This window comes from Corynebacterium coyleae, assembly GCF_030408635.1.
In the GTDB taxonomy this organism is placed as follows: domain Bacteria; phylum Actinomycetota; class Actinomycetes; order Mycobacteriales; family Mycobacteriaceae; genus Corynebacterium; species Corynebacterium coyleae.
The window spans coordinates 793,297-815,032 of the sequence record NZ_CP047198.1; the positions used below are offsets into that span (position 1 = coordinate 793,297).

20 protein-coding genes are annotated in these 21,736 nt (G+C 63.6%); 9 read left to right on the forward strand and 11 right to left on the reverse strand.

Going from position 1 to position 21,736, the window contains the following annotated elements; translation table 11 throughout:
- Positions 1 to 209 precede the first annotated feature (209 nt).
- A complete protein-coding gene (locus tag CCOY_RS03900; RefSeq protein WP_070421451.1) occupies positions 210 to 686 on the forward strand; it encodes a GNAT family N-acetyltransferase in 477 nt (158 codons plus the stop codon).
- Positions 687 to 711: 25 nt separating this feature from the next.
- On the opposite strand, the gene CCOY_RS03905 is transcribed toward CCOY_RS03900, so the two are convergent.
- Genes CCOY_RS03905 through CCOY_RS03920 form a run of 4 tightly spaced genes read right to left on the reverse strand, consistent with a single transcriptional unit; the run spans position 712 to position 3,060 of the window.
- Entirely contained in the window at positions 712 to 996 is a 285-nt protein-coding gene (locus CCOY_RS03905) for a mycoredoxin (RefSeq protein ID WP_070421450.1), read from the reverse strand.
- A 1-nt stretch (position 997) separates the two neighbouring features.
- Positions 998 to 1,474 carry a dihydrofolate reductase gene (locus CCOY_RS03910; protein WP_070421488.1) on the reverse strand — a complete coding sequence of 159 codons (477 nt, stop codon included), beginning with the start codon at positions 1,472 to 1,474 and terminating at the stop codon, positions 998 to 1,000.
- A gap of 11 nt (positions 1,475 to 1,485) precedes the next feature.
- A complete protein-coding gene (locus CCOY_RS03915) occupies positions 1,486 to 2,283 on the reverse strand; it encodes a thymidylate synthase (protein ID WP_092101869.1) in 798 nt (265 codons plus the stop codon).
- A 3-nt stretch (positions 2,284 to 2,286) separates the two neighbouring features.
- On the reverse strand, positions 2,287 to 3,060 hold the full coding sequence (locus tag CCOY_RS03920; protein WP_092101871.1) for a 3'(2'),5'-bisphosphate nucleotidase CysQ: 774 nt from the start codon (positions 3,058 to 3,060) through the stop codon (positions 2,287 to 2,289).
- A 30-nt stretch (positions 3,061 to 3,090) separates the two neighbouring features.
- Between CCOY_RS03920 and CCOY_RS03925 the strand changes: the two genes are divergently transcribed.
- Positions 3,091 to 7,761, forward strand: a complete 4,671-nt coding sequence (locus tag CCOY_RS03925; RefSeq protein ID WP_092101873.1) for an ATP-dependent helicase — start codon at positions 3,091 to 3,093, stop codon at positions 7,759 to 7,761.
- 10 nt (positions 7,762 to 7,771) lie between these two features.
- On the opposite strand, the gene CCOY_RS03930 is transcribed toward CCOY_RS03925, so the two are convergent.
- Complete coding sequence (locus CCOY_RS03930; protein ID WP_092101875.1) at positions 7,772 to 9,283, reverse strand: HNH endonuclease signature motif containing protein; 1,512 nt, start codon at positions 9,281 to 9,283, stop codon at positions 7,772 to 7,774.
- 208 nt (positions 9,284 to 9,491) lie between these two features.
- Here CCOY_RS03930 and CCOY_RS03935 point away from each other — a divergent pair, with 208 nt between their 5' ends.
- The 4 genes from CCOY_RS03935 to CCOY_RS03950 all read left to right on the forward strand — a co-directional run bounded on the left by CCOY_RS03935 (position 9,492) and on the right by CCOY_RS03950 (position 11,490).
- Complete coding sequence (locus CCOY_RS03935) at positions 9,492 to 10,301, forward strand: DNA-formamidopyrimidine glycosylase family protein (protein ID WP_092103015.1); 810 nt, start codon at positions 9,492 to 9,494, stop codon at positions 10,299 to 10,301.
- 33 nt (positions 10,302 to 10,334) lie between these two features.
- Positions 10,335 to 10,658 (forward strand): hypothetical protein, encoded by a 324-nt coding sequence (locus CCOY_RS03940; protein WP_092101878.1) that lies wholly within the window; start codon positions 10,335 to 10,337, stop codon positions 10,656 to 10,658.
- A gap of 81 nt (positions 10,659 to 10,739) precedes the next feature.
- Positions 10,740 to 11,231, forward strand: a complete 492-nt coding sequence (locus CCOY_RS03945) for a RelA/SpoT-related domain-containing protein (protein ID WP_280137911.1) — start codon at positions 10,740 to 10,742, stop codon at positions 11,229 to 11,231.
- A gap of 10 nt (positions 11,232 to 11,241) precedes the next feature.
- The gene (locus CCOY_RS03950; RefSeq protein WP_070421444.1) at positions 11,242 to 11,490 is read left to right on the forward strand and encodes a hypothetical protein; all 249 of its coding nucleotides are present in this window, start codon (positions 11,242 to 11,244) and stop codon (positions 11,488 to 11,490) included.
- Between the two features lie 48 nt (positions 11,491 to 11,538).
- On the opposite strand, the gene CCOY_RS03955 is transcribed toward CCOY_RS03950, so the two are convergent.
- Genes CCOY_RS03955 through pgi form a run of 3 tightly spaced genes read right to left on the reverse strand, consistent with a single transcriptional unit; the run spans position 11,539 to position 15,326 of the window.
- Positions 11,539 to 12,186: a DedA family protein gene (locus CCOY_RS03955; RefSeq protein WP_070570954.1), complete on the reverse strand. Its 648-nt coding sequence runs from the start codon at positions 12,184 to 12,186 to the stop codon at positions 11,539 to 11,541.
- 15 nt (positions 12,187 to 12,201) lie between these two features.
- Positions 12,202 to 13,689: a glutamate-cysteine ligase family protein gene (locus CCOY_RS03960; RefSeq protein ID WP_092101884.1), complete on the reverse strand. Its 1,488-nt coding sequence runs from the start codon at positions 13,687 to 13,689 to the stop codon at positions 12,202 to 12,204.
- On the reverse strand, positions 13,689 to 15,326 hold the full coding sequence (gene pgi, locus CCOY_RS03965; protein WP_092103018.1) for a glucose-6-phosphate isomerase: 1,638 nt from the start codon (positions 15,324 to 15,326) through the stop codon (positions 13,689 to 13,691). Before pgi ends, CCOY_RS03960 begins: the two co-directional genes overlap by 1 nt.
- A 118-nt stretch (positions 15,327 to 15,444) precedes the next feature.
- On the opposite strand from pgi, the gene CCOY_RS03970 reads away from it, so the two are divergent.
- Complete coding sequence (locus tag CCOY_RS03970; RefSeq protein WP_070483701.1) at positions 15,445 to 15,780, forward strand: antibiotic biosynthesis monooxygenase family protein; 336 nt, start codon at positions 15,445 to 15,447, stop codon at positions 15,778 to 15,780.
- A gap of 27 nt (positions 15,781 to 15,807) precedes the next feature.
- On the opposite strand, the gene CCOY_RS03975 is transcribed toward CCOY_RS03970, so the two are convergent.
- A complete protein-coding gene (locus tag CCOY_RS03975) occupies positions 15,808 to 16,101 on the reverse strand; it encodes a chorismate mutase (RefSeq protein ID WP_070483699.1) in 294 nt (97 codons plus the stop codon).
- Between the two features lie 68 nt (positions 16,102 to 16,169).
- Here CCOY_RS03975 and pcrA point away from each other — a divergent pair, with 68 nt between their 5' ends.
- Entirely contained in the window at positions 16,170 to 18,482 is a 2,313-nt protein-coding gene (gene pcrA / locus CCOY_RS03980) for a DNA helicase PcrA (protein ID WP_092101888.1), read from the forward strand.
- Here the strand turns inward: pcrA and CCOY_RS03985 are convergent.
- Positions 18,479 to 19,177, reverse strand: coding sequence for a M23 family metallopeptidase (locus CCOY_RS03985; RefSeq protein ID WP_224212937.1), 699 nt, complete (start codon positions 19,175 to 19,177; stop codon positions 18,479 to 18,481). The two genes, pcrA and CCOY_RS03985, sit on opposite strands and share 4 nt — an antisense overlap.
- A gap of 287 nt (positions 19,178 to 19,464) precedes the next feature.
- Entirely contained in the window at positions 19,465 to 20,190 is a 726-nt protein-coding gene (locus CCOY_RS03990) for a M23 family metallopeptidase (RefSeq protein WP_070421437.1), read from the reverse strand.
- Between the two features lie 301 nt (positions 20,191 to 20,491).
- Between CCOY_RS03990 and CCOY_RS03995 the strand changes: the two genes are divergently transcribed.
- Positions 20,492 to 21,730: a cell division protein PerM gene (locus tag CCOY_RS03995; protein ID WP_092101891.1), complete on the forward strand. Its 1,239-nt coding sequence runs from the start codon at positions 20,492 to 20,494 to the stop codon at positions 21,728 to 21,730.
- Positions 21,731 to 21,736: the final 6 nt, after the last annotated feature.

A 21,736-nucleotide genomic window follows, 5' to 3' on the forward strand; every position in this document is an offset into this window, starting at 1 on the left:
CGGAACGATGACTCGAGACATCGGTTTTCGGCCCGGTGGGGCATTTTCAGTGGGCTCGTTTTCCACCGGAACGATGTGGCGAGACATACCCGCAGGACAAACCGGAACGATCTCATGAGACATGCGGAACGATGTCACCGAACCAGACACTCTCTGGGGCGCAAATAGGGGTTTGGTGTGGCGTCGAGGTCAGATGGCGGGTGGTGAAGATGACTATCGAATTACGGCCACTTCGCGTCGAGGACGCTACCGAGATGGCTGATGTGCTTTCGGATCGAACCCTTTACACATTCACAGGCGGTGGGCCGCCCTCTGAGGATGAGCTTGCGCGGCGGTACGCGATCCAGACTCGAGGCGAATCCAGCGATGGTGCCGAGGAGTGGATCAATTTCGTCGTCACGCTCGGTGCGTGCAAGCAGCCGATCGGATACGTCCAAGCGACCGTGCCCCGCAACGGCGGTGCGACGGAGATCGCGTGGGTGATCGGGACGCAGTGGCAGGGGCACGGCTACGCCAAAGAAGCCGTGAAACTGCTTTCCACCTATCTTGCGGAGCGAGGCATTACGCACCTCATCGCTCATATCCACCCCGACCACATCGCCTCGCAGCGAGTCGCCGCCACCGTAGGGTTGGTCCCCACGGGGCAGGTCGTCGACGGCGAAGTCCGCTGGGACCGGAGAGAGTAGAAGGGCCCCGAAGGATTCTCCGGGCCTACTCCTCGCCGGTGAGTTCGCGCAGCTTGGCGCGCACTGCCGAGGCCTCCGGGTTGGTGGCGTGGGTGCCGTCGGAGAAGAGCACGGTGGGCACGATGCGGTTGCCGTCGTTGACGGACTTGATCCACTCGTTAACCTCGTCCATGCCGTCGGCCTCGACGTCGACGATGTCGTAGGGGGTTTCGGTGCGGTCGAGGCGCTGGCGCAGCTTCTGGCAGAACGGGCACCAGTCGGCGGCGAAGATGGTCACGTGGGCGTTGGTTTCGGGTGCGGTGACGGTCATGTTAGATCCTTTCGAAGCGTTGGAATTTGTAGCGCAAGCCTGTCGACGAGGTGAGCCACTCCGTTTCGGAAACGAGGGCAAAGGTGTCGTCGATACGCGGGGCGTAGACGGCTTTGGCATCGGGGACGTCGGGGTGGACGTCGATAAGCGTGCGTTCGATGACGTCGACCTCGTCGAGGGTGGCGGCGTAGATTTGGGCGCCGCCGATGATCCAGGCATCGCCCTCGAGGTCCGGGATGTCGGCGACGACCGACGCCCCGCGGGACCAGGCGCCCGCCTCGCGCGAGGACAACACGATGTTCTTGCGGTTCGGCAGCGGCTTGAACGGCAGCGACTCCCAGGTGCGCCGCCCCATGATGATCGGGTGCCCGCTGGTGGTGTCCTTGAAATGCTTGAGGTCTTCGGGCAGGTGCCAGGGCATGTCCTCGCCGTCGCCGATGATGCCGTCGACGCTTTGCGCCCAGATCGCACCCAACATCGCGCCCTGCATTAGACCGACACCTCCGCCTTGATGGTGGGGTGCGGGTCGTAGCCGACGACCTCGATGTCGTCGAAGTCGTAGTCGAACAGGGATGCAGCCTTGCGCAGTTTGAGCTGTGGATACTCGCGGGCGTCGCGGGAGAGCTGCTCGCGCACCTGGTCGACGTGGTTGTTGTAGATGTGGCAGTCGCCGCCCGTCCAGATCAGCTCGCCGACCTCAAGGCCCGCCTGCTGGGCGAACATGTGGGTAAGCAGCGCGTAGGAGGCGATGTTGAACGGCACGCCCAGGAACATGTCGGCGGAGCGCTGGTAGACCTGCATGCTCAACTTGCCGTCGGCGACGTAGAGCTGGAACATCAGGTGGCACGGCATGAGGGCCATCTTGTCCAGTTCGGACACGTTCCAGGCGGACACCAGGTTGCGGCGCGAATCCGGGTTCTGCTTCAGCGTCTCCAGCGCTTCGGCGATCTGGTCGACGTGGCCGCCGTCCGGGGTGGGCCAGGAGCGCCACTGCACGCCGTAGACCGGGCCCAACTCGCCGTCGGCGTCGGCCCACTCGTTCCAGATGCGGATGCCATTGTCCTGCAGCCAGCGCACGTTGGAATCGCCGCGAAGGAACCACAGCAGTTCGCCGACGACACCCTTGAAGAAGACCTTCTTGGTAGTCAGCAGGGGAAACGACTCGGAGAGGTCGTAGCGGATCTGGCGGCCAAACACGCTGCGGGTGCCGGTGCCGGTGCGGTCACCTTTCTCGGTGCCGTTTTCCAGCACGTCGCGCAGCAGGTCCTCGTATGGGGTCTTGACCATTGGTTACTTCAGTACTCCTTCGAACGAGCCGTGTTCGTCGTGGTAGCGGGCGGCGGCTTCCAAAATGTCGTCGGCAATCTCCGGGCGACAAATAAGCATGTCTGGAATATAGGTGTCTTCGTTGTTATAGCGAAGCGGGGAGCCGTCGAGTCGCGATGTGTGCAGGCCCGCCGCAAGCGAGACCCCTACGGGTGCGGCCTGGTCCCATTCGTATTGGCCGCCGGCGTGGACGTAGGCGTCGTAGTCGCCGAGCAGCACGTGCATGGCTTTGGCGCCGGCGGAGCCGATCTGTTCGGTTTCGAAGCCGATGGCGTCCGCGACGTAGCGGGCGACGGCGGGCGGGCGGTTGCGCGACATGGCCACCTTGCCAGCGAACGGCCCGGAGACGTGGCGCACGTCGGAGGACTTGAACACCACACCAAGGTCGGGCAGCCCGACGGCGGCGTGGGTGGGCACGCCATTTTCGACGAGCGCCACATGCACCGCCCAGTCCTGCCGGCCGGTCGCGAACTCCTTGGTGCCGTCGAGCGGGTCGACGATCCACACCCGGTCCTTGCTCAGGCGCGCCGGGTTGTCGGACGCTTCCTCGGAGAGGAACCCGTCGTTGGGGCGGTGTTGGCTTAAGACTCGCTCGATCCAGGCCTGGGCGAGATCGTCGCCAGTCTCGCCGAGTTCGCGGCCACGCAGCAGGCCCACCCCGCGGATGCCTTTGAGGATTTCACCCGTGCCTTCCGCAATCAGGTTGGTCAGCCGGGAGTCGGAGTACTCAGCAGTCATGTGCCCGACTCTACCGCTAAGGTTGGCGAAATGACTGCCTCGATCTTGGACCGCTTTCACCCGCAGGTGGCGGGGTGGTTCCAGGACGTCTTCGCAGCACCCACCGCGGTGCAGGAGCAGGCGTGGCGCGCGATTTCCGACGACGAGAACGCCCTCGTCGTCGCACCGACCGGCTCCGGCAAGACGCTGGCGGCATTCTTGTGGGCGCTGAACTCCCTGGTGGAGCGGGCCGGCCAGCAGGCGCTGCCCATCGATGGGGCGAACACCTCCACCCACGGCGGCGTGCGCGTCCTTTATATTTCGCCGCTGAAGGCCCTCGGCGTGGATGTGGAGAACAACCTCCGCGCACCCCTGGCTGGCATTGCGCGGGTGGCGCAGCGTTTGGGCCGCGACATGCCGGACATTTCGGTGGGGGTGCGCTCGGGTGACACCCCGCAGGCGGAGCGCAACCGGCAGGTGCGAAAGCCGCCGGACATTTTGATCACCACGCCGGAGTCGCTGTATCTCATGCTCACGTCCAAGGCGGCGGGCATGTTGAAGACGGTGGATACGGTCATTGTCGACGAGATCCACGCCCTCGCCGGCACCAAACGCGGCGTGCACCTCGCGCTCTCGCTGGAGCGCCTGCGCCGCCTCGCCGGGGACTTCCAGCGCATCGGTTTGTCCGCCACGGTGCGCCCGATCGAGGCGGTGGCCAACTTTTTGGGCCCCAAGACGACGATTATCAACCCGCCGGGGGAGAAGCGCTGGCAGTTAGACGTGCGTGTGCCTGTCGATGACATGAGCGACCTGCCCGTTCCCGAGGACGCCTCCACCATCGGCGATGCTGTTTTCGACAATGCCCTGGACGACGCCCTAGACGCCCCGCCGCCTGGGGCCACCAACTCCATCTGGCCCCACATCGAGCGCGCGATTTACGACGAAGTCATGGCCCACCGGTCCACCATCGTCTTCGTCAACTCCCGCCGCACCGCGGAACGCCTGACCAGCCAGTTAAACGAACTCTGGGCGAAGGAACACGACCCGGAGGCGCTGTCCCCGCAGACCCGCCGCCCGCCGGCGCAGCTGATGAAGTCGGTGGATACCGCCGGCCACGCCGCGACCGTGATCGCGCGCGCCCACCACGGCAGCGTGTCCAAGGACGAGCGCGCCCAGACCGAAACCATGCTGAAAGAGGGCACCCTGCGCGCGGTGGTGTCCACCTCCTCGCTGGAGCTGGGCATCGACATGGGTGCGGTCGACCTGGTCATCCAGGTGGAATCCCCGCCGTCGGTGGCCTCCGGCCTGCAGCGCGTGGGCCGCGCCGGGCACACCGTGGGGGCGGTCTCCGAGGGCACGTTCTACCCGAAGCACCGCTCCGACCTGGTGCAAACCGCGGTGACGGTGCCTAGGATGCGCCAGGGCCTCATCGAGGAGCTGCACACCCCGCGAAGCCCCTTGGACGTGCTCGCGCAGCAGACCGTGGCGGCGGTCGCGGTGGAGGACCTGGATGTGGACGAGTGGTACGACACCGTGCGCCGCGCCTGGCCGTACCGTGACCTCGCACGCGAGGTGTTCGACTCAGTGATCGACCTGGTCATCGGCGTCTACCCGTCCACCGACTTCGCCGAGCTGCGGCCCCGCGCCATCCTCGAGGGCACTGTCTTGAAGGCACGCCCCGGCGCCCAGCGGGTCGCGGTGACCAACGCGGGCACCATCCCCGATCGCGGCATGTTCGGCGTGTTCTTGCTCGCAGGCTCGCAAGAAGGGGACAAAGCACCCCGCCGCGTCGGCGAGTTGGACGAGGAGATGGTCTACGAGTCCCGCGTCGGCGACGTGTTTACCCTCGGCGCGTCGTCGTGGCGCATCGAAAACATCACCCGCGACCAGGTGCAGGTCAGCCCGGCGCCCGGACACACCGGACGCCTGCCGTTCTGGACTGGCGACGGGCTGGGCAGGCCCTACGAGCTAGGTAAGGCGGTGGGGGCGTTTCGTCGAGAAGCAAAAAGTGCTTTGGACGAAAGCTTGGACGAGCGCGCGCGTACCAATCTGCTGCAATACCTTGACGAGCAGGAGGAAGCCACCGGCATCCTGCCCGACGAGAAAACACTCGTGCTGGAGCGCTTCACCGACGAGTTAGGCGACTGGCGCGTGGTGCTGCACACCCCCTTCGGCAAGGGCGTGAACGCGGCGTGGGCGCTGGCCACCGGCTGGCGGGTCGCCCAGGAAACCGGGATGGACGCCCAGGCGGTGGCGGGCGACGACGGCATCGTGCTGCGCCTGCCGCAAGGGGAGGGGGAGCCCGACGGGGCGATCTTCCAATTCGACGCCGACGAGATCGCGGACATCGTCACCGAACAAGTGGGTAACTCCGCCCTGTTCGCCTCCCGGTTCCGCGAGTGCGCCGCCCGCGCCCTGCTGCTGCCGCGCCGCAACCCCGGCAAGCGTGCACCCCTGTGGCAGCAGCGCCAGCGCGCCGAGCAGCTGTTGGATGTGGCCCGGAATTACCCGTCGTTTCCGATCATCCTGGAAACGGTGCGCGAGTGCCTCCAGGACGTCTACGACCTACCCGCCCTGCAGGAGGTGATGCGCGACATCAATACCCGCCGGGTGCGCATCGCCGAGGTGACCACCGACCAGCCGAGCCCGTTCGCCTCCTCGCTGCTGTTCAACTACACCGGCGCGTTCATGTACGAGGGCGACACCCCGCTGGCCGAGAAGCGGGCCGCGGCGCTGTCCTTGGACCCGTCCCTGCTGGCCAAATTGCTGGGCACCGTCGAGCTGCGCGAACTGCTCGACGCGGACATCATCGCGGAGGTCGACGCCTCGCTGCGCCGGGTGGGCCGCGCGGAAACTTCCGAGCAGTTCGCCGACACCCTGCGCATCGTGGGGCCCGTGCCTATCGACGACCTGCCCACCTACACCTCGGTTCCCCTGACCTCCCTGGAGCAGTCCCTGGGGGCACGCATGATGCTGGTGCGCATCGGCGGGCGCGAGCACGTCGCCCAGGTGCTGGACGCGCCCTTGCTTCGCGACGGCCTCGGCGTGCCCGTCCCGCCCGGCGTCCCCGCCCAGGTGCAGACCATCCCGGATGCGTTGGCGCAACTGGTGGGGCGTTGGGTGCGCACCCGCGGGCCCTTTGTGTTGCGCGACCTTGCGGACGCGTTCGGGCTGGCCGTCGGTGCGGCGCATGCAGCGCTGATGCCGCTGGTGGACAAAGAAAAGGTCATCGAGGGCCGCTACCGGCAGGGCGTCGAGGAACAGGAGTACGTCGCCGCCGAGGTCTTACGCATCATCCGGTCGCGCTCGCTGGCGGCGGCGCGCGCCCAGACCCGGCCGGTGTCGCAGTCGGCCTATGGGCGTTTTCTGCCTTCGTGGTCAAACGTCGCTCCGGTGGGAGTCACGCCCGCGCTGCGGGGCGCCGACGGGGTCTACTCAGTGATCGAGCAGCTCGCCGGGGTGCGCCTGCCCGCAAGTGCTTGGGAATCACATATTTTCCCGTCGCGCGTGGGCGACTACTCGCCGGTGATGCTCGACGAGCTCACCGCCAACGGCGAGGTCGCCATCGTCGGCGCCGGCAAGGCAGGGGCGCGTGACCCGTGGATCATGCTGCTGCCCGCCGACTACGCGGCCCAACTCATGCCGCAGGTCGAGGAGCCACTGCTGTCGCTGACCCAATCCCAGGTGATGGAAAAGGTGCGCCGCGGCGGCGGGTTCCTGTTCGGCGATCTGCTTGAACCCTCGACCACCACCGAGGAGCTGCGCGAGGCCATGTGGGATCTGGTGGAGGCCGGCTTCCTCGCGCCGGATTCGTTTGCTCCGATCCGGGCCCGGTTGGCGGGCGGGAAGACCGCGCACCGGGCGCGCCGGCGGCCGCAGCGAAGCAGGGTGCGCTCGGGGCGGACCTCGTTCGCGTCGACGGTCCCGCCCGACATGGTGGGCCGTTGGTCGCTCACGCCCACGCCTGATAGCGACCCCACGCGTCGCTCGGTGGCTTTAGGGGAGTCGCTGCTGGACCGCTACGGGGTGGTCACCCGCGGTTCGGTGGTAGCCGAGGACATCCTGGGCGGGTTCGCGCTGGCCTACAAAACCTTGTCTGGTTTTGAGGAATCAGGCAAGGCGATGCGCGGCTACCTCGTGGAGGGGCTTGGGGCCTCGCAGTTTTCCACCCCGGCCACCATCGATCGGCTGCGCGGGCACCAGGACACCGACGACGTGGTGGGCTGGCCCTCCGGTGCGCGCGATCCGCAGGTGCACGTGCTGGCCGCCACCGACCCGTCGAACCCCTACGGGGCGGCGCTGCCGTGGCCGGCGCAGGGGCCGACCCGTGCGGCCGGTGCCATGGTGGTGCTTGTCGACGGCCTCTTAGCCGCCCACATCACCCGCGGCGGGAGAACCATGACCACCTTCTTCGATTTCTTCCCCGACGGGGTAGGGGACCCGATGCCGTTGGTCGTCGATGCCCTGACTCAAGCGGTCCGGGCCGGCCGCATGCAGCCGTTGAGCGTGGAAAAGCTTAACGGCGGTCCTGCCTTTTCTCTGAAAGACTTCGGGGCGACGGTGACCCACAAGGGGGCGAAGATCGGAGGGCGTGCCTCGGCACCCCCGAAGCGGCGCGGGCGCAGCATAACGGAGGCGCTGGGAGAGCTAGACGGTGCAGGGGAGGCCGACGGCAGGCCTGATTTGGGTGGCCCAGCGGATGGGCTCACCTTTGACGACTAGGGTCCAGGCTTTAGGGCCGTAGCGGCACGCGCGGTACCGGCCGGTGGGTGGTCCCCGGCGGTTGCCCCGCCATCCGGGTCCGTTTCGCCCGGATTCGGTTGACCGCCGAGTGCATGGCGGGGTCTGTGGTGTTTACGTGACGGGTGCCGTCGGCCTTGACCAGCACGGCGGTGCCGGTTGTGGGGTCGTAATCCATGTAGCCCTTGTTAAAGGAGCCGTCCCGGTGGTCATTGTTGCACCGGTGATGGGTGGGGCACAGGCCGGTGAGGTTGGTGATGTCGGTGCCGCCGTACCGCAGCCAGGAGATGATGTGGTGGGCTTCGCACTCGCTCATGGCGGTGGTGCAGCCGGCCCATGAGCACACGCCTTGGATGGCGAACATGGCGATGCGTTGCGCAACAGACGCGAGCCGTTTCGACCTGCCCAGGTGCAGCGGCACTCCGGTGAGGCCGTCGACGGTGAGTAAGAAGTCGGAGGTGCCGTCCATGCCGAGGCGCACGAGGTCGAAGGCGTTGAGCTCCACGCCGACGTTGGTTTGGAACAGGGTGGTGGCGTCGGCGTCGGCAAGATCGTCCAGCGTCACCGAGACCACCACGGAGGCGGCGCCGTTGGCGGCCTGCTCGCCGTGTTCGTATTGGCGCATGATGTCCATGAACTGGTCGTATCGGCGCTGGCCGCGGGTGCGGGGGTCGCGGTCCTGCTGGTGTTCAGCCGGGATGTTGGAGTTTGGTGCGAGCCCCTTGTCGGTGAGTGCTTTGTAGAGGGCGTAGTCGCCTGCGGTCATGTGAAGGCGCACGTCGTAGGTGCCGTCGGAGTTTTCCTTGCCCAGGGTAGCCTCGCGCTTTTCAAAGCCAGCGTTGGGGTTCTTCTTTGCGTGTGGCTTGTTCGCCTTGTCCACGAGGCGCTTCACAAACAGCCGCAGGTCCTTTTCGCTGCGTGTCTTCGCTTCCTCCATGGCGCGGGCGTAGATGCTCATGCGTTCGCCCTCGGCGGCCTTGAGCAGTTTGTCGAGTTCTCGCCGGATGATGTCCTGCTTGGCGGCGGGGACCTCGCCGGCGCGACGGCGGGCGTCCTCCTGGTCTTTGCGGCGACGCTCGGCTTCCTCGTCGGCGGCCTTGCGGGCGGCTTCTTCGGCGGCGGCGCGCTCCTCGTCGGTCGGTTCATCGCCGGCGCCAAACAGGTCCCCGAGGAAATCGTCCAGGTCGGGCTCGGGTGGCGGGGATGGCGCGAACATGGCTTTGGCTCGGGCGAGCCGGTTGTAGGCCTCGCCCTTGGAGATGCCCAACTTTTCCATGAGGTAGGCGTCCGGGTAGTTCGCGCCGACGAGTTTGCCGGCATCGGCGAGCACACAGGCGTGTGCAAAGGAGGCGTCGACGTAGGCCTTCTTATCCATAGCTTGTTCGAGGCGTGCGATGTCGCGGGCGATGGTGGGGAAGGGGAGGGACGTGGGGTCGTCGAAAAGCAGACGCAGCTGCGTCAGACTGTCGACGACCTGGTCAACGAGGCGTGATACGTCGTTCATGTCCCCTCCTTTACGTAGTTGAGGGTCAATGTATCAACGCGCCCGACGTCAAAACCGAACGTTCGAACACGCGTTCTACTGTAACTGTCTGACCAGGTGCGCTGCCGCCGCAAGGCCGAGCCGCGGATTCGCCTGGCCCACAAGCGACTCCTCCGGGCTCGGCCCAGAATTGAAAAAGTTTCCCAGAAAGCGGAACATGGGCTCCACTATGCCTGAAGGTGATTCGGTCTATCAGCTGTCTAAGCGCCTGCAGTGGATGCAAAACCGCGAAGTAACATCCACGAGCATCCGCGTCCCGCGCTATGCCACCGTCGATTTCACGGGCATGATCTGCGAGCGAGTGTGGCCGCGCGGCAAGCACCTCTTCATGCAGTTCGCCAAAGACGGTCACCAGGCGCAGATCCTGCACACGCATCTCAAAATGGAGGGCACGTGGTCGATGCACCGCGCCGGCACACGCTGGAAGAAGCCTGGTCATGCGGCTCGCGTGGTGCTTTCGCTTAGCGACGACCCCCAGCCCGACATCGAGCTCGTCGGATTTTGGCTAGGCCTCGTCCGGGTGTTCCCAGCACGCCAATACGAGCAGGAGATGGGGTATCTCGGCCCGGATTTACTCGATCCGGATTTCGACCTGGCTGAGGCAGTCAGGCGCATCGAGGCCACCCCGAACCTAGAGATTGGACGTGCGCTGCTGGATCAGCGCAACCTTGCAGGCATTGGGAACGAGTACCGCGCGGAGATCAACTTCCTCGCGGGTACGCACCCGAGGGAACGGGTGGGGGAGGTGGACGTCGAAAAGCATGTGCGTCTTGCGCGACGGCTGATGTGGGCGAATAAAGACGCCCCCGTCCGCGTGACCACTGGGATCAAGCGGGCGGGGGAGACGAGTTACGTGTTCGGCCGCAACAACAAGCCGTGTAGGCGCTGCGGCACGCTCATTGAGAAGGGATTTCTCGGCGGCGACGGCGACCTCGAGCGGGTTATTTGGTGGTGTCCGCGGTGTCAGCCGGAGCCCTGATATATTCCATTTCTGGAAAAGGGGGGGCGAGATATGGACTTTGAATTTTTGAGAGAAAAACGTCCGTGGGGGAAGCGAGAAATCGACCGGCTCGGAGAATATTTCGCTGGTAGTGCCAGTGTTCCTGCGGAAGCCGCGGAGATGATTATCTGGCACGACGAGTTAGCTCGACGGACTGCTGCTGCCTGTGCAGGTTTTGCGCAGGAACTTTTTGGCCAGGAAAACCAAAGTCCGGACATTGTCAGTGCTTATCGAGTGAAATCGCAGGCGACTATTGGTGACAAAATCAGACGGTCGAATGAGGACAAAACGAAGAAGGTTCAACTCGGCCGGATGTGGGATTTCGCCGGGGCTTGAATTACGGCCAACGTGTTGCACGACGATTTGCGCCATCTCTCATGGGAGCTGCAGCAGGTGCTGCGGGCAGAGGGGCATCGTGTGATTGAGCGTGACTATATCGCCCGTGCGCAGCCCGGGGGTTACCGGGCTATTCATCTGGTGGTTCAGTCGGCTGCGGGTAATGTCGAACTCCAAATGCGAACCTTGCTCCAGTCGGAGTGGGCGAACACCTTTGAAAAGTTAGCGGACAAAACTGGGCGAAAGATCCGATACGAAAGCGATGCGCGGCCAGGGAATAAAGAGCTAGCCAGGGTTTTTGATGCGCTAGTTGCGATTGCGCGTGATATTCACCATATGGAACGGCAACGAGCAGCGACGCGTCGGAGTAGTTCGAACTCGATGAAGCAGTTAGCGAATATCCCGATGGGTCTGCCATTGAACTCGAGGCTGCATGAATTGCGGGCGGAAGCTTTTCGAGCATTGTCGTACTCGGAGACTGCTACGAGTCAGCATGCCTCGAGTATTCTGAGCCTCATTGAATCTTTGCGAGCCCTATCGCAACGTCTCAGTTCGTACGAGGTAGAAGAGTGAGGGGGAGACGATGAAGCACTTCCTTATGGTGTTCAACCGCAAGACCGGCGCGCTTCGGATGAAAGAGTATGCGGATGTACGTGATGCGATCCTGCAGCGGCTTGAGGAAGAACAGGCCAACGACAATCCAGATGTCGAGATTGTTGTGATCGGGGCGCCGTCCTTAGAAGACTTGAAGGTTACGCACTCCCGATACTTCGCGGTCGATGAACTTCCCGATGTTGCTTCGTATTGGGCGCAAGGCGAGAAGGTTTCTTAAAGGGGAGAGGGCGACCGTCACTTTCGTGATCGGTCGCCCTCGAGCGGGTTATTTGGTGGTGTCCGCAGTGTCAGCCTTTTTCGCCTCCCAGTCGCTGAGCGCGCGGCGGATGAAGAACACCAGGAATCCGAGGATGATCAGGATGAGCACGACGTAGATGACGTTGGAGTAGGTGTCGGCGTACTCGGTGGCTTTTTCCCAGTTGTCGCCGAGGATGTAGCCCAGGTAGATCAGGATGGCGTTCCAGATGCCGGAGCCAAGCGTGGTCCACAGGCCGAAGGTGAGAAGGTTCATGTTGCCCAGGCCCGCCGGGATGGAGATCAGCGACCGCACACCCGGGATGAGGCGACCGATGAACACGCTGGGCTTGCCGTATTTGTTGAAGAAATCCATCGATGCGTCCACGTCGGAGGCGCGCACGAGCCACATCCAATCGGCGATCTTGCGCAGGCGCTCCAGGCCGAGCCAGGCGCCGACGCCGTAGAGGATGTATGCGCCGATGACGGAGCCAAGCACGGACCAGATGAACACGCTGACCATGTTCAGGGATCCCTGCGCGACGGTGAAGCCTGCCAGCGGCAGTACGACCTCGGACGGAATGGGTGGGAAGAGGTTCTCCAAGAGGATCGCGATGCCGACACCGGGGGCGCCAAGGGTTTCCATTAGGCCGACGATCCAGTCGATGATGCTCTGCATTGGGCCTATCTTGCCTTATTCGACCTCAAGGTTCCAAGTGTGCACCGGCGCGTCTGCCTGGGAGTTTTTGATGTACTGCCGTAAAACCCGGGCGAGGCCTTCGGCGCGTTCGCTTGTGGCGGGTTTGGATCCGGCGGCGACGCGGCTCAGGGCGTCGAGTTGCCAGGTGGCACCGTTTTGGCCGGTGCGTACGCGGCCTTCGATGACACCGAGGTATTCGTCGGCGCAGGATTGGTCCACGTCAAGGGCTCGCAGGCCTTCGTAGGCGAGGTCGAGCAGATGCTTATCGACGAGCTCACGCACCGGAACCGAACTCAACGTCGGCCATTCCATCTCGGCGTTGATGCCGTGCTTGGCGCCGGCGAGGAAGTTGCGGTTCGCGGCGTCGAAGGTCAGGCGCGACCATACGGGTCGGGTCTGGTTGCTCAGGGCTTTGACCAAGCCGTAGTAGAGCGCAGCGTCGGCAACGATGTCTTTGACGGTCGGGCCTGCGGGAAGCAGGCGGTTTTCCACGCGGATGTGGCTGAGTTCGCCCGCCGGATCATAAATGGGCCGGTTCCAGCGCCAGATCGTGCCGTTGTGCAGGTTGAGGTAGTGCAGGCCGGGGTTGTCGCCGTTCATGAACGGGGTGCCCGCGTCGGCGCGGCCCTCGGGCAGCAGGGGAGAGAAGTAGCGCACGTTTTCTTCGAACAGGTCGAAGACGCTGGTGATCCAGCGTTCGCCGAACCACACACGCGGGCGCACGCCTTGGTTGATCAGTTCTTTGGTGCGCGTATCGATGGACTGTTTGAACACCGGGATGCGCGACTCGTGCCACACCTTGTGGCCCAGAAACAGCGGCGAGTTCGCCGAGAGTGCCACCTGAATACCAGCAATCGCCTGGGAGGCGTTCCACGCTTCCGCGAACCGGTCTGGTGCCACCTGGAGGTGTAGCTGCATGGATGTGCAGGTGGATTCGGGGGCGATGGTCTCAAAGTAGTGGGTGTATTTCTCCTCGCCCCGCAGGTCGATTTTGACCAGTTCACCGCGCGATTCCAGGATCGAGTTGTTCAGTCCGGCGTAGCGGTTTTCCTGCGTCATCCACTCGTCGCTGTCGAGAAACTGCGAGGTCATCGTGGGCAGTGTGCCGATCATCGCAAGGTGCGACCCAGCTTGCTGCGCTGCCTCGCGCACGCGGGCAAGTCGCTTCTCGACGCCACCAGCCAACTCCGCTAGCCCCTGGCCTTGAATATCCAAGGGTGGGTGGTTCATCTCCACGTTGTAAGCGCCGATTTCGGCCTGGTACTCGCTATCAAGCAGCGCGAGCACGGCTTGGTTGTTGGGGTGGGGGAGCATGGAGTCGTCGACAAGATTGAGCTCCAACTCCAGCCCGATCGTGCCGTGATCGACGAACTCGGCGCCCTGGAGGTGCCGGTCGAAGCGCTCCAGCTCATCCTCGAGCCGACGGCGGTACGTGGTGCGCTGACGTGGGGTGTAGGACTCGGATGAGATGGCGTCGCCCATTATCGGTGCTCCCTGTACCAGGTGATGAGGTTGTCGGTGGATTGGTCGCCGGAGGCGGGCTCTTCCTCGCCCGCAACGGCAGCGGCGAGGTCATTGGCCTGAGCTTTGCCCAACTCCACGCCCCACTGGTCGAAGGCATTGATGCCCCAGATCGCGGCCTCCACGAACACGATGTGCTCGTACAACGCAATCAACGCGCCGAGGGAGTGCGGGGAGAGTTCCTCCGCCAGGATCGTGGTGGTGGGGCGGTTGCCAGGCATAACCTTGTGCGGCGCAAGTGCATGCGGGACACCTTCTGCTTCGATTTCCTGCTGGGTTTTGCCAAACGCCAGCACCTTCGTCTGCGCGAAGAAATTACCCATGAGCAGGTCGTGCATGGAGCCTTCGCCGGTGGCGGTGGGCAGATCAGCGCGTGGTTTGGCAAAGCCGATGAAGTCCGCCGGAATCAGTGTGGTGCCCTGGTGGATCAATTGGAAAAAGGCGTGTTGGCCGTTGGTGCCGGGCTCGCCGAAGAAGATTTCGCCGGTGTCATAGGTGACCGGGGTGCCGTCGATACGCGTGCGCTTGCCGTTGGACTCCATGGTCAACTGCTGCAGATACGCCGGGAAGCGGGCGAGGTCCTGCGCGTACGGCAACACCGCATGGGTCTGGGCCTGGTAGAAGTTGCGGTACCACACGTTGAGCAGCCCCATGAGTACAGGCACGTTGCGCTCGAAATCGGTGGTGCGGAAGTGCTCATCCATCGCGTGGAACCCGGCGAGGAACTCGCGGAAACGCTCCGGGCCGATGACCACCATCAGCGACAGGCCGATTGCGGAATCCACCGAGTAGCGGCCGCCAACCCAGTCCCAGAAGCCGAACATGTTGTTCGTATTAATACCGAACTCGGAGACCTTCTCCACATTGGTAGAGACGGCTACGAAGTGCTTCGCAATCGCGGTGTCGTCGCCATCGAAAGTCTCGAGCAGCCAGCGCTTCGCCGCATGCGCGTTAGACAGGGTTTCCTGCGTAGTAAACGTTTTGGAGGCGACGATAAACAGCGTCTGCTCCGGGTCAGCATCAGCGAGCACCCGGGTCATATCGGCCGGATCCACATTGGAGACGAACTCCGCGCTCACCCCAGCATCCGCGTAGGTACGCAACGCCTGAGCAGCCATGGCTGGCCCCAGGTCGGAGCCGCCGATGCCGATGTTGACCACCTTGGTAATCGGCTTGCCCGTGTGGCCGAGCCAATCGCCAGAGCGCACCGACTCCGCAAACGCACTCATGCGCTCCAGCACATCGTGCACGTCAGCGGTGACATCCTGGCCGTCGACGATCAGCGCCCGATCCGCCGGGGCGCGCAGCGCGGTGTGCAGCACAGCCCGGTCCTCGGTGGTGTTGAGGTGCTCGCCCGCAAACATTGCGGTGATGCGTTCGGTCAGGTCGGCGTCGTCGGCAAGTGCAATCAGCGCCTCCATGACACGCCCGTTGAACAGGTTCTTCGACAGATCCACGTGCAAACCGGCGGCGTCGAAAGTGAAGCGCTCGGCGCGCTGCGCGTCGGCCCGAAACAGATCACGCAGCGTCGTGCGAGACGTTTCAGCATGGAGTTTTTCGAGCTTTTTCCAGCTCGGTGCGGACGTAATGTCGTGCATTGCAGCCTCCCAGGCGGCGGTGATCATCTCCAGCGTTCAATGCAAACTACGGTAGTCAAAACCTGTCGTGCCTTCCGGGTAACACCCCACCACCCGGCAAATCTGGATAATGGCGCCCATGAGCATCGTCAAGATCAACGCGATTACTGTCCCCGAAGGCGCCGGCGAGGAACTCGAGCGCCGCTTCGCTGCCCGCAAGCACGCCATCGACTCCCAGCCCGGCTTCGAAGGCTTCCAGCTTCTGCGCCCAGTCAAGGGGGAGGAGCGCTACTTCGTGGTCACCCGCTGGGCCGACGAGGAGTCCTACAACGCCTGGTGGGAAGGCGCAGGCCGCGCCGGGCACGCTGAAAGCGACAAGGGCGGCGATAACGGTGAGGCTCCGCGCAAGCCGGTGTCACAGTCTGCTGAACTGCTGGAATTTGAGGTCGTGCTCGATTCCACCGAGCAGGACTAGCCGTCCGGAGCGCTAGCCCCAAGTGCGTTAACCCAACTTGCCCCGGCCGAGCCGCAGCAGGATCTGTGCCAGGCCGGGGCCTTCCTCGCCCAACTCGTCCTGGAACTGGTTAATGATGGCCACCTCGCGAGTGTGGACAAGACGCGTGCCGCCCGAGCCCATGCGTGTCTTACCAATCGCGGCGGAAATCTGGCTGCGGCGCTTCACTGCGTCGAGGATGACGCGGTCAAGTCGGTCGATTTCCTTGCGGTATTCCTGGATCTCCGCGTCCGAAAGGGGATCGTCGGTGCCGGATGGCATGCGGATTTCAAGCTCACTCATGGCAGTAGATTATGCCAGTTCGAACACACGGTCAGGGTCGTGTCGGCGGCGTTAGTACAGTGACTGCCATGACTGATGTGACCCTTGGCCTGAACCCGCAGCAACAGGCGGCCGTCGTGCACGAAGGTAGCCCGCTGCTTATCGTCGCCGGCGCTGGTTCCGGCAAAACTGCGGTGCTGACCCGCCGTATTGCCTATTTGCTGCAAAACCGTGGGGTAGCGCCGTGGCAGATCCTTGCCATCACCTTTACTAATAAGGCCGCAGCGGAGATGAAGGAGCGCGTCGGCCAACTCGTCGGACCTGAGGCGGAACGCATGTGGGTGGCCACGTTCCACTCGGTGTGCGTGCGTATTTTGCGCCAGCAGGCGCAGTTGGTGCCGGGGTTGAATACCAACTTCACTATTTATGATTCGGACGATTCACGTCGACTGCTCGGCATGATCGGCAAAGACATGAACTTGGATCTGAAGAAGTTCTCGCCGCGCGTGCTGGCCAACGCGATTTCGAATCTGAAAAACGAGTTGGTGGATCCGGACCAGGCGCAAGCACAGGCGCAACGCACCCACAACCCGTTCGAGACCACGGTGGCGAACGTGTTCGCGGAATATCAGCGCCGCCTGCGTCAATCCAACGCGCTCGATTTCGACGATCTGATCGGCGAGGTAGTCCGCATCTTCAAGACGCATCCGCAGGTCACGGAGTACTACCGGCGTCGCTTCAGGCATGTGCTTGTCGACGAATACCAGGACACCAACCACGCTCAATACGAACTCATCCACACCCTGGTGGGCGACGGCCCCGACGCGCCCGAGCTGGCGGTGGTGGGCGATTCTGACCAGTCCATTTACGCCTTCCGTGGCGCGACGATCCGCAACATCGAGGAGTTCGAGCGCGACTACCCCGATGCGGAGACGATCATGCTGGAGCAGAACTACCGCTCCACGCAGAACATCTTGAGTGCCGCGAACGCTGTCATCGCGCAGAACGAGGGCCGCCGCCCGAAGAAGCTGTGGACTGACCACGGCACGGGGGAGAAGATCGTCGGCTATGTCGCGGACAACGAGCACGACGAGGCCCGCTTCATCGCCACGGAAATCGATGCCCTGTCGGATCGCGGCGTGCCGTACTCGGATATCGCAGTGATGTATCGCACCAACAACGCCTCGCGCGCGTTGGAAGACATTTTCATCCGCTCGGGTATTCCGTACAAGGTAGTCGGCGGGACCCGCTTCTACGAGCGCCGCGAGATCCGCGACATCGTTGCTTACCTGAAGGTGCTAGAAAACCCGGACGACACGGTGAGCATGCGGCGCATTGTCAACGTGCCAAAACGCGGCATTGGCGACAAGGCGCAAGCCATGGTGGCGCTGCACTCGGAGCAAAACAATCAAAGCTTTGGGCGTTCGCTTATCGACGCCACTGAGGGCAACGTGGACATGCTGGCCAAGGCCGCCACGAACTCCATTACCCGCTTCGTGGACATGATGAGGGGGCTCCGCCAGGACATGCCGAACATGGTCAATGAGGTCACCGGCATGCCAGACCTCGGGCAACTGGTCGCCCAGGTGCTTGATGCCACCGGCTACAAGGCAGAGCTTGAAGCCTCCAACGACCCGCAGGACGGGGCGCGCCTGGACAACCTCAACGAGTTGGTCTCTGTCGCCCGTGAGTTCTCCTCGGACGCTGCGAACCAGATGGCGTACATGACCGATGAAGAAATCGACGAGGTTATGCAGGAAGGCGAACCCGCGCCGGGATCACTGCAGGCGTTTTTGGAGAAGGTTTCGCTCGTCGCTGATGCGGATCAGTTGCCGGACAACGAGCAGGGCGTGGTCACGTTGATGACGTTGCACACTGCAAAGGGCCTGGAGTTCCCGGTGGTGTTTGTTACCGGCTGGGAGGACGGACAGTTCCCACACCTGCGTGCGTTGGGGGATCCAGCGGAGCTCGCCGAGGAACGTCGCCTGGCGTATGTGGGGATTACGCGCGCCCGCGAGCGGCTATATCTGACGCGTGCGATGCTGCGCTCATCGTGGGGCGCTCCGGTAACCAACCCGGCCAGTCGCTTCCTCGCAGAGGTCCCGGAGGACCTCATCGACTGGCGCAGGTTGGAACCGGAGCGCTCCTTCAACGCGGATGCGTGGGGCTCGCCCTCGCGTCCACGCACGCAGATGCGCTCTGCGCGCCGTGCACCGAAACAGACGGTGCACAAGAATTTGAACTTAGTGGCCGGAGACCGCGTCAACCACGCGAAGTACGGGTTGGGCACGGTCCTCACCGTGGAAGGTTCCGGCGTGAGGGAGACGGTAACAATCGATTTCGGGTCGTCTGGCACCGTCAGGCTGATGACCATCGGCGGGGTGCCGATGGAAAAGCTTTAGATCCGGATACCCTGCTGGGCCAGCCAGACCTCGGGGTCGGCGTGGTTCACACCGTCCGGCTTGACCTCGAAGTGGAGGTGCGGGCCCGTGGAGTAGCCCTCGTTGCCGATGGAGGCGATCTTCTGGCCCGCCTTGACGCGCTGGCCGACCTGCACGTCGTAGTAACGCATGTGGCCGTAGACGGTCTCTTCGCCACCGTCGTGCTTGATCACGACCCAGTTGCCAAAGCCCTGCGCCGGACCTGCTGCGGTGACGGTGCCGTCCATTGCCGCGTAGATCGGGGTGCCTTCCGTGTTGGCAATGTCGATGCCACGGTGGAACGTGCCCCAGCGCGGACCGTAACCGGAGGTGTAGCGGCCGGACGCCGGCATAACCACGGTGCGGCCATCTGCGGTGCGGCCGCGCTGCGGTGCGACCCAGTCCGTGCCATCAGCGGGAGCGAACGCGGCCGACAGCGGCGCATCGAGGGCGCGCGGGTCGTACACGATCTTGTAGCCGCCGGCGGTCACGGTTGCACCGTTGTCCAGGATGGCGTCTGCAGCCTTTGCAAGGGCGCCCAAGGCGTCGCCCTGGTTGCCGATAGGTGCGCCACCGACAGTGAGGGTCAGTGCGTGCGCTGGCGACGCTACAAGCGTCAGCGCCAATGCTGCAGCGGCTGCCACGGAGGCACCGGGGAACATACGACTGGTTTTCACAGTTTTACCTTCTCTACGCAGGTCTGGTTCGGCGCAGCTTTGGCTACGCGCACAGCAGGTCAATTTAACGTGTGTCCACCCGCGAAGCAATGGCGTGACCTGCACGTTTGTTCTAATTGGGCGTAGCTATGTGGTATCGCTGCAGGCAGGCGCGATGTTACTGAAGTGAAATTTGTTACGGATGTTAATTGCCTGTGGGGGTGGATGGTGTACCCCCGCATGCTCCGAAAAGTTGGACACCCAACAATGAAAAAGCCCCGCCGAAGCGGGGCAGAAGTCTGTGTGGCTTAGAGCTGGATGCCGCGTGCGGCCAACCAAGGCTCCGGGTCGACAGCGGTTGCGCCGTCCGGCCAGATTTCAAAGTGCAGGTGCGAGCCGGTGGAGAAGCCCAGCGAACCCATGCCGGCGATGTCCTGGCCGGCATGGACCTGCTCGCCGACGCCTACGTACAGAGACTGCATGTGGCCGTAGACGGAAATGGAGCCGTCCTCGTGGCGGATGCGGATCCACTGGCCGTAGCCCTGGGCCGGGCCGGAGTCGATCACAGTGCCATCGGCAACTGCGCGGATCGGGGTGCCTTCCACGTTGGCGATATCGATGCCGGAGTGCATCGAACCCCAGCGCATGCCGAAGCCGGAGGTGTAAGCGCCGTCGGCCGGGCGGACGACCAGCGGGGCACGTGCTGCTTCGTCTTGGCGAGCGACCTCGTCGGAGTGCTGGACTGCCTTGTTGAGCTGGTCGGTAAGGTTCTCAACCGGCTTGTACTCCGCGATCGCCAGGATCTGCGGGGTTGCGGCGTCGCTGTCTGGGGTGCCGGCAATTTCGTCGGTATCGGCTGCGAGCTGGATGGAGTAATCCGCGTCCTGGCTCTTGTCCGAGGTGAGAGCGCCTGCGGCGAGGCCGGAGAAGCCGGCGGTGGAAACCGCGCCAGTGGCGGCGGCGACGACAGCTGCGCGACCCGTGTTCGGCGTCTGCTTACGGTGCTTGCCGCCCTGCTTCTTCGAAATGAACATGTGCCCTCTTTGAGATTTCCCGTTGGCCCCGAATCTTCCCTGCTGGCAGTGTTTCCGGCAGGGGAATCGTAACCTTCCTGTTATCTACGAGTGGTTACTGTAACGAATTGGTTTCATCGGGGCAAGATGAATCTGAAAATTGTCTTAATCGTTCGCTGTCTTCGCAGTGTTACATCCCGGTTGCATCCACGTCATGTGTAGTCGTATGTGAATGGTGTGACTCTCCGGACGGGTGGGGCAAATTGGAAGATCGGGTGTCCTTCCCCAGAAGTGGGGGTGAGGAGTGGCAGAGTTGGCGGGGATGAGCACCACACCGAAACCACGCCCGGCGTCGTCGACAAGCGGGCGCCGCGCGCGCAACGCCAGCATGTCCAAGCGCAAGATCACCGGTATTAAGAAGCGGTCTGCCCCCGCAAAGGTCCCGGAGACGACCGAAGAGCGGATCAAGCACTACCTGCCGTATGTCGCTGTGCCGAATGCTGTCGTCGGGCTCGGGCTGCTTGTGGTGTGCTTTGCCGTCATCCTCATCGCAGGTTGGCGCCTGACCTACCTGCCTGCCGCGGTGGGGGAGAGCTGGTTCGTCTTCCATGGAGTGCCAGTGCGTATCGACGACATCGAGCTCGCCGCCGTACCCCTTTTGCCAGCCATCGGTGTTGTCGCACTCGTGGCGCGCCGCATCCGTGCGGCTACGGCGGGACGAGTGAGCATCCTGGACCTCCTCGTGCTGCTTGGTCTTGTCATCGGCTTTGCGCTGGTGTTCAGCGGCATCGCGTTGTTCATGGTCGCTGACGCGTCGGCCGTCTATCCGGTGGCCGCACCACACCCCGTGGCCGCGCTGCTTTGCCCGGTCATCTTGCACCTCATTGGTTACTGCATCGGAATCCGCAACGTGGTGTGGCATGCGCTCGCAAAGCGTGCGGGGGTTCCCGCGGAAACCGTTGATGCAGGTGAGGCTGCAGGCAAGATCGTTGTACGCCTGCTGAGTGCAGCCGCAGTGATCTACCTTGCGTTCCTCGTTGCAGGTTTTGGTGAGGTTCGCGAACTGCTCGGCCAGTACCCATCCCTCGGGTGGGGCGGCGGTATCGGCCTGTTCGTGCTCTGTGTGGCGTACCTGCCAAATGCGGCTATCGGGGCGCTGTCGGTCATGCTCGGCGGGTCCTTTACCTACGGTGCCGGTTCGATAAACCTCTTCGACGCAGTCCAGATCCCGTACCCACCCCTGCCCCTGTTTGGTGCGATCCCGGCGGAGGTGCCCGCGTGGGCGCCGGTGCTGTTGGTGGTGCCGGCGGCGGTGCTGGTGCATTACTTCGTCGCAAAGCAAGTGTCTCTGACTGCTATTGCAGCAACTGCCACGTGGTGCGCCCTATTCGGCGCGGCCGCAGGCGTCTTCTCCTCAGGGCAAGCAGGCGCTTATGGGGTCATCGGCGTGGACCCTTGGGTGCTGGCGCTACTGCTATTTGTATGGGTTGCCGTCACCGGTGCAACCGTGTTGGGGGTAGCTGCGCTAAGGCAACGCACACCTGCGAACACTGACAGCTAGACTGCT